Source organism: Blastococcus saxobsidens (assembly GCF_010682065.1).
Taxonomy (GTDB): domain Bacteria; phylum Actinomycetota; class Actinomycetes; order Mycobacteriales; family Geodermatophilaceae; genus Blastococcus; species Blastococcus saxobsidens_B.
On record NZ_JAAGWG010000010.1, the window covers coordinates 55,032 to 68,396 of the forward strand.

The 13,365-nt window shown below is 71.7% G+C and carries 9 protein-coding genes; 6 read left to right on the forward strand and 3 right to left on the reverse strand.

Features of this window, described 5'->3' with window-relative positions:
* Nucleotides 1-1,173, forward strand: coding sequence for a restriction endonuclease subunit S (locus GCU60_RS08335; RefSeq protein WP_239520746.1), 1,173 nt, complete (start codon nucleotides 1-3; stop codon nucleotides 1,171-1,173).
* Nucleotides 1,174-1,182: 9 nt separating this feature from the next.
* Here GCU60_RS08335 and GCU60_RS08340 read toward each other — a convergent pair whose 3' ends face one another.
* Nucleotides 1,183-2,622, reverse strand: coding sequence for an HNH endonuclease signature motif containing protein (locus GCU60_RS08340; protein ID WP_163204121.1), 1,440 nt, complete (start codon nucleotides 2,620-2,622; stop codon nucleotides 1,183-1,185).
* 262 nt (nucleotides 2,623-2,884) lie between these two features.
* Between GCU60_RS08340 and GCU60_RS08345 the strand changes: the two genes are divergently transcribed.
* On the forward strand, nucleotides 2,885-6,301 hold the full coding sequence (locus GCU60_RS08345) for a DEAD/DEAH box helicase family protein (protein ID WP_163204123.1): 3,417 nt from the start codon (nucleotides 2,885-2,887) through the stop codon (nucleotides 6,299-6,301).
* A 13-nt stretch (nucleotides 6,302-6,314) separates the two neighbouring features.
* On the opposite strand, the gene GCU60_RS08350 is transcribed toward GCU60_RS08345, so the two are convergent.
* Nucleotides 6,315-7,232, reverse strand: a complete 918-nt coding sequence (locus GCU60_RS08350) for a 5'-3' exonuclease (RefSeq protein ID WP_163204282.1) — start codon at nucleotides 7,230-7,232, stop codon at nucleotides 6,315-6,317.
* A 76-nt stretch (nucleotides 7,233-7,308) separates the two neighbouring features.
* Here GCU60_RS08350 and GCU60_RS08355 point away from each other — a divergent pair, with 76 nt between their 5' ends.
* The 3 genes from GCU60_RS08355 to GCU60_RS08365 are packed head-to-tail and all read left to right on the forward strand — an operon-like array spanning nucleotide 7,309 to nucleotide 11,121.
* Nucleotides 7,309-8,454, forward strand: a complete 1,146-nt coding sequence (locus GCU60_RS08355; RefSeq protein WP_345770482.1) for a M24 family metallopeptidase — start codon at nucleotides 7,309-7,311, stop codon at nucleotides 8,452-8,454.
* Complete coding sequence (locus GCU60_RS21550) at nucleotides 8,429-8,905, forward strand: winged helix-turn-helix transcriptional regulator (protein WP_163204125.1); 477 nt, start codon at nucleotides 8,429-8,431, stop codon at nucleotides 8,903-8,905. The genes GCU60_RS08355 and GCU60_RS21550 overlap by 26 nt, the downstream gene beginning before the upstream one ends.
* 47 nt (nucleotides 8,906-8,952) lie before the next feature.
* Nucleotides 8,953-11,121 (forward strand): intein-containing Rv2578c family radical SAM protein, encoded by a 2,169-nt coding sequence (locus GCU60_RS08365; protein WP_163204286.1) that lies wholly within the window; start codon nucleotides 8,953-8,955, stop codon nucleotides 11,119-11,121.
* A 7-nt stretch (nucleotides 11,122-11,128) separates the two neighbouring features.
* On the opposite strand, the gene GCU60_RS08370 is transcribed toward GCU60_RS08365, so the two are convergent.
* The gene (locus tag GCU60_RS08370; RefSeq protein WP_163204127.1) at nucleotides 11,129-11,983 is read right to left on the reverse strand and encodes a hypothetical protein; all 855 of its coding nucleotides are present in this window, start codon (nucleotides 11,981-11,983) and stop codon (nucleotides 11,129-11,131) included.
* A 215-nt stretch (nucleotides 11,984-12,198) separates the two neighbouring features.
* On the opposite strand from GCU60_RS08370, the gene GCU60_RS08375 reads away from it, so the two are divergent.
* A complete protein-coding gene (locus tag GCU60_RS08375) occupies nucleotides 12,199-13,350 on the forward strand; it encodes a glutamate--cysteine ligase (RefSeq protein ID WP_163204129.1) in 1,152 nt (383 codons plus the stop codon).
* Nucleotides 13,351-13,365 lie beyond the last annotated feature (15 nt).

Genomic DNA, 13,365 nt, shown 5'->3' on the forward strand with positions numbered 1-13,365 from the left:
ATGGTTGCCCTGGGGGAGATCGCCGAAATAAATCCTCGGCTTCCTAGACGGCTCGGTTCGGAGGAACCGGTTTCGTTCCTGCCGATGGCGGGTCTGCGGACTGACGGCACAACCGACGTCGGTGAGGAGCGCCCCTTCGGCGAGGTGTCCAAGGGCTACACGCCGTTCCTCGATGGTGACGTGCTCGTTGCCAAGATCACGCCGTGCTTTCAGAACAACAAGATCGGTCAGGCTCGGATCAATCACCGTGTTGGCGTCGGCTCCACCGAGTTTCACGTCATCCGCGCTCGCCCAGAGGTCGTCGACGCTCGGTACCTCCTCCACTTCCTTCGCCGAGAGCAAGTCCGCATTGAGGGAGAGCGGAGGATGACGGGGAGCGGTGGCCAGCGGCGGGTACCAGCACCATTTCTCCAAGGACTCCAGGTTCCGCTCCCGCCGATCGATGAACAACGGCGGATCGCGAAGGTTCTGGACCGGGTCGAAGCTGTGCATCGGCGATGTGCGGACGCCGTTGCTCTTGTGGATAGAACGATCGAATCGCTCTTCCGCTCACAGTTTGGCGCTGCGTCGGTTTCGGTGACCGTCGAAGCGGTCGCGACACCAGAGAAGGGATCGATCAGGACGGGCCCATTTGGAAGCCAACTCTTGCATTCCGAGTTCGCGTCTGAGGGCGTAGCCGTCCTCGGGATCGACAACGTGGTGAGCAACGAGTTCGGCTGGCGGGAACGGCGGTACGTCTCAACGGACAAGTACGCGCAGCTGAAGCGCTACACGGTGGCACCGGGCGATGTACTGATCACCATCATGGGCACGTGCGGGCGCTGCGTCGTCGTTCCTGACGACATCCCGTTGGCCATCAATACGAAGCACCTCTGTGCCATCACGGTCGACCGCCAAGCGATCCACCCAGAGTTCCTACGGGCTTGCTTCCTGTGGCATCCGGAATCCAGGCGGCACCTGAGCTCGCACACTAAGGGTGCGGTGATGGACGGCCTCAACATGGGAATCATTAAGTCGATGCCCCTGCCGCTTCCGCCGCTCAGTGAGCAGGCGGCGTTCGTCGCGAAAGCGCGCCTAATCGCCGAGCAGAAGCAGGCCATGGCCGAGCGTGTTAGTCGCTTTGGTCAGCTTGCAAAGTCGCTTCAGGCGCGGGCGTTCTCGGGGCAGCTCTAAATCGCCCGGCTACTCGCGGAGGATCGGCTCTCCGGGCGCATAGCCGACGATGATTTCAGTGCCGTCCTCGCGGTAGGTGCGCCAGCGCTTCTCCACCGGGTCCCAGGCGATGGAGAAGCCGTGGTGGACCTTGGTGTGGTGGCGTTCGCAGAGCAACGCTGTGTTGGTCACCGATGTCTCACCGTGGCCGGCAATCCACTCCTGGACATGATGGGCGTCGCACCACCAGGTAGGAGCCGAGCAGCCGGCGAAGATGCAGCCGCCGTCGCGGGCGTCGGACGCCTTGCGGATGTGGGCGGGCACCAGGCGCTGCGATCGGCCGATGTTCAGCGGCATGCCGTCGGGGCCGAAGAGCACCCGGGTGATGATCGAGTCGCAGGCCAGCTGGCGGGCCACCACGTTGGACACCCGCTGGCCCGACCCGAGGCGCGCGGCGCCCGCGATCACGTCCGGGTCGAGCAGGTCCTCCGCGGAGACGGTGGCCGCGACCTGCGCGTGGTGCTTGCGCAGCATCGGGGTGTCGGCGGCGGCCAGCGCGTTGTCGGCCAGCTGGACGAGGGCGTCGGCCATCTGCTGAGCGTGGCTGCGGTCGTCGTCAGCCACCCGGCCCGCCTGCTGGTAGGCGGTGAGTGCGGTCGCCACCTTTTCGTAGCCGGCGGCGTCGAGGCGGCCGTGGATGGTCCCGCCACCCTCGGCGCCGGCCGAGGGGGAGAGGTGCAGTTCCCGACGTCGAGTGGGGTCGGGTTCGGGCCCGTCGGGATCGATCCAGTCCAGCATGCGCGCGACCACGGCAGGCAGCGTCTCGGGATGATCGCCGGTCGCGCAGGCAAGGAGCGTCGCGTCGACGCCGTCCTCTCCGTGGACTTCCACGCCGAGCTCGGCCGCGGCGGCCAGCCGGGCCGGGGTGGCGACCTTGGCCACGACCGCGGTCTGGTCGGGGGTCACCCGCCCGGCACGGGCGGCCTCGGCCCACCGCGGCAGGTGCTCCAATGTTCGGCCGGCCCGCGTCAGCCGGGCGGCCGTGGCGGTGGAGACGTTCAGGTGCCCCGACATCCACTGCTTGATGGTCTTGTGCCCGTCGAACTCCGCGGCCTGGGCGGACTCGGCGGCCCGAACGGTCTGGGCCACAGCGGTCTCGATGACGTTCTGCAGCCGGGTCAGCCCGCGGAGCCGGGCCAGCACCGCCGGCGCCTGGCCGGCAGGCGATCCGTCGACGGGGACCGCACCGGCCAGCCCGAGCGCGCCGGCGAGGACTACGGCGACGTCGTCGGGCAGCTCCATCGACGACTGCCGGGCCGCTTCGCGCTCGGCGCCGCGGGCGGCCCGCGCCTCCGTGCCCCGAGCCGAGGCCGCCTCCCGGCCGGCCGCCACGTGCGGAGCCGACACCGGGGCACCGAGCCGGAAAGTTTCGGCGTCCGGGAAGGGGACGAAGCCGTCGTCCAGGCCCATGATTCCCTCCTTCCGACCGCCGCACCGTCTCGAACGTGCGTTCGAAGTTTACCGCGACGGACTGCCCCCGGCAACCCGAAAGCGCAGCTCAGCGCCCTGTTCTTACCGGGTGGAAGCGGCTCTCCGAGCCGGGTCGTCTCGCCCTCCCGGGCGAGCGAGGCGCCGCGATCAGGGCCCCAGTCGGCGTAGATCTCCTAGAGTGACAACTCGGCCACGCACCGACGTCCGCGGCCGCTGGCCGACGGGGATCGGGGGAGGCGCAGTGAGCAACTTCGGATTCCTGCATGCCGAGTGGCCGGCGGTCCACGCCGACTGCGTGCGCGCCGAGTCCTACCTCGCCACTGACCCGCGTTCGGCCTGCTTCTACGCCCGCCGGGCGGTCGAGCAGCTGGTCGGTCACATCTACGCCGTCGATCGGCTGCCCGTGCCGTACCGCGACGACCTGGCCGCACGCATCGCGGATTCCGCGTTCGCCCGCAACGTCCCGCTGGGCATCACGAACAAGCTCACGCTGATCCGCAAGCTCGGCAATACCGCCGTCCACGACCAGCGGCCGATCCCGCCGCAGGCCGCACTGGACGCCGTCCGCGAGCTGTTCCACGTCGTGGTGTGGACCGCGCAGCGGTACTCGCGCGTCCCCGCGGAGACGCCGGTCGCCGCCCGGTTCGACCCTGCTGCAGCCCAGCGCGCCGCCCCGCTCACCCACGCCGACGTCCAGAAGCTGGCCGAGAAGTTCCGGCAGCAGGACGAGGAGTACGCCCGTCAGCTGCGCGAGCGCGACGACCTCGCCGCTGCGCAGGCCGCCGAGATCGAGCAGCTGCTCCAGCAGATCGCCGCCGCGCAGGCGCAGCACACCCTCGCCGACACCCACGACTACGACGAGGCCACCACCCGCACCGCGCTCATCGACGAGCTGCTCCGGGAGTCCGGCTGGCAGCTCAGCGAGGCGCGCGACCGTGAGTACCCGGTCACCGGGATGCCCACCGGATCCGGCAACGGGCGCGCCGACTACGTCCTCTGGGGCGCCGACGGTCTGCCGCTCGCCGTCGTCGAGGCCAAGCGCACTAGCACCGATCCCAACACCGGGCAGTACCAGGCAAAGCTCTACGCCGACGCCCTGCAGACGATGCACAGCCAGCGACCGGTCATCTTCTGGACCAACGGTTACGAGACCTGGCTCTGGGACGACGTTGCAGGCTATCCGCCGCGCCGCGTGCAGGGCTTCCGCACCGCCGACGAGCTCGCCTTGATGGTGCAGCGGCGCAGGGCCCGGGAGCCGCTCGCCGATACCCCGATCAGCGACACGATCGTCGAGCGCCCCTACCAGCAGCGGGCCATCCGCGCCGTCGGCGAGGCGTCCACGGCCAGGCAGCGCGCCGCGCTGCTGGTCATGGCCACCGGCTCCGGCAAGACCCGCACGGTGATCGCCCTGGTCGACCAGCTGGTGCGCGCCGGCTGGGCCAAGCGCGTGCTCTTCCTCGCCGACCGGCAGGTGCTGGTCAAGCAGGCGGCCAACGCCTTCCGCGAGCACCTGCCCAACGTCGTCACCGTGAACCTGCTGGAGGAGAAGTCCGCCGACGGCCGGGTCTTCGTCTCGACCTACCCGACGATGCTGAACCTGGTCAACGTCACCGACGGCGGACGGCGACTGTTCGGTCCCGGCCACTTCGACCTCGTCGTCATCGACGAGGCACACCGGTCGGTCTACCAGAAGTACCGGGCCCTGTTTAGCTGGTTCGACGCGCTCCTCGTAGGCCTCACCGCCACACCCAAGGACGAGATCGACCGCAACACCTACTCGCTGTTCAACCTCGAGGACGGCGTCCCCACCGACGCCTACCCGCTCGACGAGGCGATCGCGGACAAGTACCTGGTCCCGCCCCGGGCCCTGTCGGCACCGACCGCCTTCCTGCGCTCCGGCATCCGGTACGCCGACCTGTCGGAGGACGAGAAGGACGCGTGGGACGCCCTCGACTGGGGCAGCGACGACGGCACCGTCCCCGACGCGGTCGACCCCGAGGAGCTCAACCGCTTCCTGTTCAACTCCGATACCGTCGACAAGGTGCTCGCCACCCTGCACGAGCGCGGCCTCAAGGTGGCCGGTGGCGACCGGCTGGGCAAGACCATCGTCTTCGCCAAGAACCAGGCGCACGCGGAGTTCATCAAGCAGCGGTTCGACGCGCAGTACCCCGGCTACGGCGGCGACTTCGCGGCGGTGATCACCCACGCAGTGACCCGGGCAACCCACCTGATCGACCAGTTCGCGCAGCCCGAGAAGGAACCGCACGTCGCCATCTCCGTCGACATGCTCGACACAGGCGTCGACGTCCCCGAGGTCGTCAACCTCGTCTTCTTCAAGCTGGTGCGCTCCTCGAGCAAGTTCTGGCAGATGATCGGCCGCGGAACGCGGTTGCGCCCCGACCTCTACGGGCCCGGCATCCCCAAGACCGAGTTCCTGGTGCTCGACGTCTGCGGCAACCTTGAGTTCTTCAGCGCTGGCCTGCCCGGAACCCGGGGGTCGGTGCAGAAGTCGTTGACCCAGCGGCTGTTCGAGGCTCGCCTCGGCCTCGTCGCCGGGCTGGACGCGCGGATCGGCCCCGAGGCCGACCTTCCCGAGGTGGGGGAGGGGGAGCAGACCGTGCCTGGCCTGCGCGTGGACGCGGCCTGGGCGATGCACGAGATCGTCCTCGGCATGAACGTGCACAACGTGCTCGTCCGCCCGGCCCGCCAACAGGTGGAGACCTACTCCGACTGGTCGGCCTGGCGACGCCTGGACCAGGCCAAAACCGAAGAGATCGGCCGGCACCTGGCCGGGCTGCCCTCGTCACGGGCCCGCGACGACGAGGGCGCCAAGCGCTTCGACCTCCTCCTGCTGCGGTGCCAGCTAGCCCGCTTGGACGACGACGCACCGACCTTCGAGCGCATGCGCGCGCAGGCGCAGGACATCGCGGCTGCGCTGCTGTCGCAGACGGCGATCCCGTCGGTCAAGGCCGCGGAGCAGCTGCTCGCCTTGCTGGACGACGACGAGTGGTGGGTCGACGTGACGCTGCCGATGCTGGAGACGGCGCGACGGCGCGTGCGCGGTCTGGTGCGCTTCGTGCCACGGGAACGACGCGCCGTCGTCTACACCGACTTCGCCGACGAGACGGGTCCGGTGACCGACGTCGAACTGCCCTTCCTGACCCCCGGCACGAACCTGGAGCGCTTCCGGGAGAAGGCACGGGCCTACCTCCGCCAGCACGAGAACCACCTGGCGCTGCGGCGGCTCCGGAACAACCACCAGCTCACCGACTCCGACCTCGTCGCGCTGGAGGAGATGCTGCTGGCGTCCGGCGCCGGGACCCGCGAAGACCTGGACCGGGCGCGCGAAGCGGCGGAGGGACTGGGGCTCTTCGTGCGCTCGTTGGTGGGACTCGACCGGCAGGCCGCGGAAGCGGCGTTTGCCGAGTTCTCCCGCGGCGCGGGCTTCACCGCCAACCAGCTCCGATTCGTGCAGCTGATCGTCGAGCACCTCACCTCGAACGGCGTCATGGAACCGGGGCGCCTGTTCGAGTCGCCGTTCAGCGACGCCGCCCCGCACGGTCCGCAGGCACTCTTCGACGACGACCAGGTGAACGGGATCGTCGCGGTGCTGGCCGACGTCCGCCGCCGCGCGACCCCCGAGGCGACGGTGGCCTGAGAAGCGAGCCGCCTCAGCCGAGGACGTCTTGTGGCCACCCCAGAGCCGCGCCCAGGCGGCTGAGCGAGGACTGCAGGCCGTGCCGCTCGGCCAGCATGGCGAGCGCGTCGGGCTCGGCGGGGGAGCGGGGGAGGGTGCCCTCGACCGCGGGCATGTCGATGTCCGTGGCGACGGCGACCACCACGGGCGCCGCGTCGAGGTAGTCGGTGGCCGCGTGCAGCTTCTTCAGCACCGCGGCGGTCAGCGGCGGCTTCGGGACGACGGTGCGCGCGACGGCCGCCCGGATGCCGCCGAGGTCGCCGAACTCGTTGATCAGCGCCGCGGCCGTCTTGGCGCCGACGCCCGCCACGCCGGGCAGCCCGTCGCTCGGGTCGCCGCGCAGCACCGCGAAGTCGGCGTACGCGCGGCCCGGGATGCCGTACTTCGCGGCGACGGCGGCCTCGTCGACGAACTCCAGGTCGGAGATGCCCCGGGCGGTGTAGAGGATCCGCACGCCGCGGGCGTCGTCGACCAGTTGGAACAGGTCGCGGTCACCGGTGACGACGTCGACCGGCCCGCGGGCGCGGGTGGCCAGCGTGCCGATGACGTCGTCGGCCTCGTAGCCCGGCGCACCGACGCGGGCGATCCCGGCCGCGGCGAGCACCTCGATCAGGATCGGCACCTGGGGCCCCAGCTCGTCCGGGGTCTCCTCGCCGCCCTCCGGGGCCACCCGGTGCGCCTTGTAGGACGGCAGCGCCTCGACGCGGAACGCCGGGCGCCAGTCGTCGTCCCAGCAGGCCACGAACCGGTCGGGGCCGTGGGTGGTCACCAGCCGGGCGGTCATGTCGAGGAAGCCGCGGACGGCGTTGATCGGCCGCCCGTCCGGCGTGGTGACACTGGTCGGCACGCCGTAGAAGGCCCGGAAGTACAGCGACGCGGCGTCCAGCAGCATGGTGCTCACGACGGCGGACGGTAGCCGCCCGGCAACGCGTGCGGGGGATCGCGGGGCGGCTGGCTAGTCTGCGGTTGTGGGAAACCCGACCGCTTCCGGCCCGCTGGTGACCGTCGATCGCGTGCACGCCGCCCGCTCGATCGCCGCGGAGCTGGGCGTGGACCTCCTCGTGCTCACCCCCGGCGCCGACCTGCGCTACCTCTGCGGCTACGACGCCCACGCGATGGAGCGCCTGACCGCCCTCGCGGTGCCGCGCACCGGTGAGCCGTTCCTGGTGGTGCCCCGGCTGGAGGCGCCGATGGTGGACGCCAGCCCGGCCGGCGCCCTCGGCCTGGAGCTGCTGGCCTGGGACGAGACCGACGACGCGTTCGCCCTCCTCGCCGGCGCGGCGACGGCGCGGCTGGGCTCCTCGCCCATCCGGGTCGCCGTCGGCTCGCGCACCTGGGCCGAGCACACGCTGGGGGTGCAACGTGCGCTGCCCGGTTCCGTGCTCGAGCTGGCGAGCCCGGTGGTCGACCGGCTGCGCATGGTGAAGACCCCGGCCGAGGTGGAGGAGCTGGCGCTGGCCGGCGCGGCCATCGACCGGGTGCACGCGCGGATGGGGGAGTGGCTCCGGGTGGGGCGCACGGAGGCCGAGGTGGGCGCCGACATCGCCGCCGCGATCCTCGCCGAGGGGCACGTCGGGGTGGACTTCACCATCGTCGGGTCCGGCCCCAACGGGGCCAGCCCGCACCACGAGCTGTCGGACCGCACGGTGGAGGCCGGCGACGTCGTCGTCGTCGACATCGGCGGGGAGACGGCGACCGGCTACCGGTCGGACTGCACCCGCACCTACGTGGTCGGCGGGAGCGCATCGGCCGACGTCGCGGAGTGGTACGGCGTGCTGCACGCCGCCCAGCTGGCGGCGACGGCGGCCGTGCGGCCGGGGGTCACGGCCGAGCAGATCGACGCCGCGGCCCGGGAGGTCATCGCCGACGCCGGGTTCGGCGAGTACTTCATCCACCGCACCGGCCACGGCATCGGCCTCGACTCCCACGAGGCGCCCTACATCGTGGCGGGCAACGACCTGCCGCTGGAACCCGGCATGGCGTTCTCCGTCGAGCCGGGCATCTACCTGCCCGGTCGCTGCGGCGCCCGCATCGAGGACATCGTGGTCTGCACCGACGACGGCGTCCGCGTCCTCAACAACGGCCCCCGTGAGCTCGTCGAACTCCCCGGCTGAGGCCGGGGGAGCCGCCGCCATCGACGTCGACCGGGCGCTGATGGCGACGCTGGCCCGCGACGGGCGGGCCAGCTTCACCGAGCTCGCCGAGCGGGTCGGGCTGTCGGTGTCGGCGGTGCACCAGCGGGTGCGCCGGCTGGAGCAGCGCGGGCTGATCACCGGCTACCGGGCGACGCTGGACGCCACGCAGCTCGGGCTGCCGCTGACCGCCTTCGTGTCGATCACCCCGACCGATTCCCAGACCGACGACGCTCCGGCTCTGCTGGCGCACCTGTCCGCGATCGAGGAGTGCCACGCGGTGGCCGGGGTGGAGAGCTACATCCTCAAGGTGCGGGTGGCCTCGCCCGACGCCCTGGAGGCGCTGCTCAAGGAGATCCGCTCGGCGGCCAACGTCACCACCCGGACGGCGGTCGTCCTCTCGACCTCCTACGAGGACCGCCCACCGATCTGAGCCGCGGCGGGGTGGACAACCGTTCGAACACATGTTCGGATGGGTGCATGCGGTGGGAAGCGCAGCGGCTCGACCTCGAGGACACCTCGGCGCTGCCGGGCATGCCGACGATCCGCGGCCTGCTCCGCAGCGTTCAGGTACCGGAGTTCCCCGGGTTGACCTTCCACGAGGTCCGGTCCAAGAGCGCGCTCAACGCCGTTCCCGGTGATTCGGCCATGCCGTTCCCGTACACGATCAACCCGTATCGGGGCTGCAGTCATTCGTGTGTCTACTGCGTGTCAGGCGATACCCGGGTATTGATGGCCGACGGTACCCAGTGCCGCATCGCGGACCTCCGGGTCGGCGACCGCATCATCGGAACGGAGAAGCGCGGGACGTACCGCCACTACGTGACGACGGAGGTGCTGGCTCATTGGTCCACGGTCAAGCCGGCATTCCGGGTGGCGCTCGGGGACGGGACGGAGATCGTGGCGAGCGGGGATCACCGCTTCCTCACCGGACGCGGTTGGAAGCACGTCACCGGTTCGATGAGCGGTGCGGACCGGCGACCCTTCTTGACCACCAACGACACGCTGCTCGGCTTCGGCCGGTCCTCCGTCGATGTCCCGAAATGCGCGGAGTACCGCAATGGGTACCTGACCGGCATGGTGCGTGGGGACGCCCACGTGAAGACCTACCGCTATCAGCGGCCCGGCGGGGCGCATGGAGACGTGCACCGGTTTCGGTTGGCGCTGGCGGACCCTCAGGGGCTGGCGCGCAGTCGGCAGTACCTCTTGAAGGAAGGGGTGCCCACCGTCGAGTTCGACTTCTCACCTGTGACGAGCAATCGCCGCGCGATGCGAGCCATCCGCACGTCGGCCGCCGCCGCCGTCCAGCGGGTCAGAGAACTCGTCGAGTGGCCGGAGAAACCCTCCGATGCGTGGCGCCGCGGCTTCCTCGCGGGAATCTTCGATGCGGAAGGAAGCCGCAGTCGAGGAGTTCTCCGGATCAGCAACGCCGATGACAATATGCTCGCGTACACCCAGGATTCGTTCTCTGCATTCGGCTTCGATTCGGTCCTCGAGGATCCGGGCTTGGCCAATCGCGTCAGGACCGTGCGTCTCCGAGGGGGCCTTCGCGAGCATCTCCGATTCATCCACCTGGTCGACCCGGCCATTCGACGCAAGTGCGGACTGGAGGGCATCGCGGTAAAGAGCGACGCCGACCTCCGCGTCCGCAGCATCGAAGATCTCGGTGTCGAGATGCCGATGTTCGACATCACCACGGGCACCGGTGACTTCGTCGCCAACGGCGTCATCAGCCACAACTGCTTCGCGCGCCGCACGCACGAGTGGCTGGAGTTCGACTCGGGCAGGGACTTCGACACCCAGGTCGTGGTGAAGACCAACCTCGTCGACGTGCTGCGCAAGGAGCTGGCCCGCGCGTCGTGGCAACGGGAACACGTGGCGCTCGGTACGAACACCGATCCGTACCAGCGCGCCGAGGGCCGCTACCGGCTGATGCCCGGCGTCATCACAGCGCTGGCGGACTCCGGCACCCCGTTCTCCATCCTGACGAAAGGCACCCTGCTCCGCCGGGACGTCCCGCTGCTCACGAAGGCGGCCGGACAGGTCCCGGTCGGGCTGGGCGTCTCCATGGCCATCTGGGACGACGAGCTGCACGCCGCCCTGGAACCGGGCGTCCCCGCGCCCCGCGCCCGCCTCGACCTCGTCCGCGCCCTGACCGAGGCGGGCCTGCCGTGCGGGGTGTTCCTCGCCCCCGTCCTGCCCGGGCTCACCGACGACGAGGCGAGCCTCGACGCGGCCATCGGCGCGATCGCGGCCGCCGGGGCCACCGGCGTCACCGTCATCCCGCTGCACCTCCGCCCCGGCGCCCGCGAGTGGTTCATGGCCTGGCTGGCCGGTGCGCACCCCGAGCTGGTCCCGCGCTACGAGCGGCTCTACGCGCGTCGCGCCTACGTGCCGGCGGAGTACCGCAGCTGGCTCTCCCGGCGCGTGGCGCCGCTGCTGGCGCGGCACGGCCTGGACCGCCGCTCGGGCGGCGCCGCGCGGCAGATCGACGGGCCGATCGCCACCGGGGTGCCCGGCGACGAGGAGGTCGGCTTCCCGGACGGCAGCCTGCCGACCGGAGGCCTGCCCGGCGTCCGCCCTCCCTGGGCACCGCGACCAGAACCCCAGCCGCCCGACGAGGTGCCCGAGCAGCTGAGCCTGCTGTGAGCGCCGGTCAGCCGGCGAGGCGGCCGGCGCGCGCGGTCCGGGACACCGTGCGCTCCGCCCGCACCACACCGCGGGCGGAGACCGGGGGAGCGCCGGCCGCCAGGGCCAGCCGCCGGTAGGAGTCGTAGGAGAGCCGGCGGTAGTCCGCTGCGAGCTGCTCCACCGCCTCACGGCGCGAGGGCGTGACAGTGGCACGCAGGTGCCCCACCGTGCTGCGCACGTGCTTGGTGAACGTCGCCTGCAGCGCCTGGGAGGACAGCCGGCCGCCGATGCGCGAGTCCAGCCCAGGACCACGGCGCAGCGCGGGCAGCACCCAGGGGCTCGCGGCCAGCGCCGGGAACCGGTCCCGGCAGGCCTCCCACGCGTGCCAGGCCGTGAGCGCTCCCGGCACCGCCCACTCGCCGTCGTCGGTGGAGAGGAGCAGCCGCCGGGACGTGACGCGCACCTGGTCCCGCCGCAACGACCGGAAGACCCCGACCGGGGCCGGCCACCCCAGGGCCAGGGCGCACCACGCGACCGAACGGAGGTGCTCCGGGTCGTCGCCGCGCAGCTGGGTCAGCGGGCGGAGGTCGAGCGCCACCGGGTCCGGCTCCGGCGTCGCGGGCAGCGGGAGCGCCAGGCCGCCGTACCGGGCGACCTTGCTGTAGAGCGCCACGGTGGCGGGCTTCCACTCGCGGACCTGCGCGACGGCGTCCAGCCCACCGGCCGCCAGGTCGTCGGGACCGAGGTCGAGTTCGAGTGCGGCGTCCACCAGCCGGCGCCACTGCGGTTCGTAGCCGGAGGGCGGGGTGATCCGGCTCCACGCCGACGGCGGCGGAGGGGCCGGCATCTCGGGCAACGGCTGCTGCCAGGCACGTGCCATGGACGAATACTACCGTTATCCCCAACAACAATGCGATCCCTGCTTGGCGTCACCTGCCGAGAGCAGAGTCACGGGCGCCCTGCGGGCGCCAGCAGCAACGCCGGGGGGCTTCCCCGGCGCCGGGCCGGCACCGGATGAGCGGGATCTCAACCCACGGGGTGAGCCCGCTGCCCGCACGACTGCGCTCCGGTCCCGCACTCGCAGATCATGGACGCGTGCGAACCGTGGGCGTCGAGGAAGAGCTGCTGGTCGTCGATGCGACCGGCCGCCCGGTGCCCAAGGGGCCGGAAGCCCTGGCCATCGCCGCGCGGACCGGCGAGGGCGAGGACGTCGAGCAGCACGACCGCGCCGAGCGCGGGGAGGCCGACACCCCGGACACCGCGCACCTCATGCCGGAGCTCAAGGCGCAGCAGCTCGAGCTCGGCACCGCCGTCTGCGGAACGCTCGACGAGGTGGGACGGGAGCTCCGGTACTGGCGGAGTCGCGCCGATGCCGCGGCGACCGCTGTCGGCGCCCGCGTCGCGGCGCTGGCCACCTCGCCGGTGGCCGTGGAGCCGGTGCCGACCGAGGGGGAGCGGTACGCCCGCCTCGAGGCCGCCTTCGGGCAGACCGCCCGGGACGTGCTCACCTGCGGCTGCCACGTGCACGTCTCGGTCGAGGACGACGAGGAGGGCGTGGACGTCCTCAACCGGATCCGCGTCTGGCTGCCGGTCCTGACGGCGATCAGCGCGAACTCGCCGTTCTGGCGCGGCAACGACACCGCCTACGCCAGCTTCCGGTCCCAGGTGTGGCACCGGTGGCCCTCCGCCGGCCCGAACGGCCCGTTCGCCGATGCCGCGGACTACCACCGGCTGGTCGACGACGTCCTCGCCACCGGGACGGTCCTGGACACCGGCATGGTCTATTTCGACGCCCGCCTGTCTGCCAAGTGGCCGACCGTCGAGGTGCGCACCGCCGACGTCGTCCTCCGGGTGGAGGATGCCGTCACCCTCGCCGGCCTGGTCCGCGGCCTGGTGGAGACGGCGGCGCGCGACGCCCGGGCCGGTGGCGCCGCACCGGACATGCGCCCGGAGGTGCTGCGCCTGGCCGCGTGGCGGGCCGGCCGCTCCGGACTGGCCGACGACCTGGTCCACCCGCGCACCGGGCGCCCCGCCCCGGCCGCCGACGTCCTGGGTGACCTGCTGGAGCACGTCCGCCCCGCGCTGGCCGACGCCGGTGACGAGCGGGTCGTCGACGGCGGCCTGACGGCGCTGCTGGCCCGGGGCACCGGCGCCGACCTGCAACGCCGCGTGCACCAGGAGACCGGCGAGCTCACCGCGGTGGTGCGCGCCGCCGTCGCCGTGACCAACGGCGAGGACCCGAGCTGACCGCAGGCGGCCCCA

What these genes read in the sequence shown, in the direction of transcription:
- GCU60_RS08340 (WP_163204121.1), bottom strand. Translation starts at nt 2,622, where the DNA reads ATGGGCCTGGACGACGGCTTCGTCCCCTTCCCGGACGCCGAAACTTTC.
- GCU60_RS08365 (WP_163204286.1), top strand. Translation starts at nt 8,953, where the DNA reads ATGCGGTGGGAAGCGCAGCGGCTCGACCTCGAGGACACCTCGGCGCTG.
- GCU60_RS08335 (WP_239520746.1), top strand. Translation starts at nt 1, where the DNA reads ATGGTTGCCCTGGGGGAGATCGCCGAAATAAATCCTCGGCTTCCTAGA.
- GCU60_RS08350 (WP_163204282.1), bottom strand. Translation starts at nt 7,232, where the DNA reads ATGCTGCTGGACGCCGCGTCGCTGTACTTCCGGGCCTTCTACGGCGTG.
- GCU60_RS08370 (WP_163204127.1), bottom strand. Translation starts at nt 11,983, where the DNA reads ATGGCACGTGCCTGGCAGCAGCCGTTGCCCGAGATGCCGGCCCCTCCG.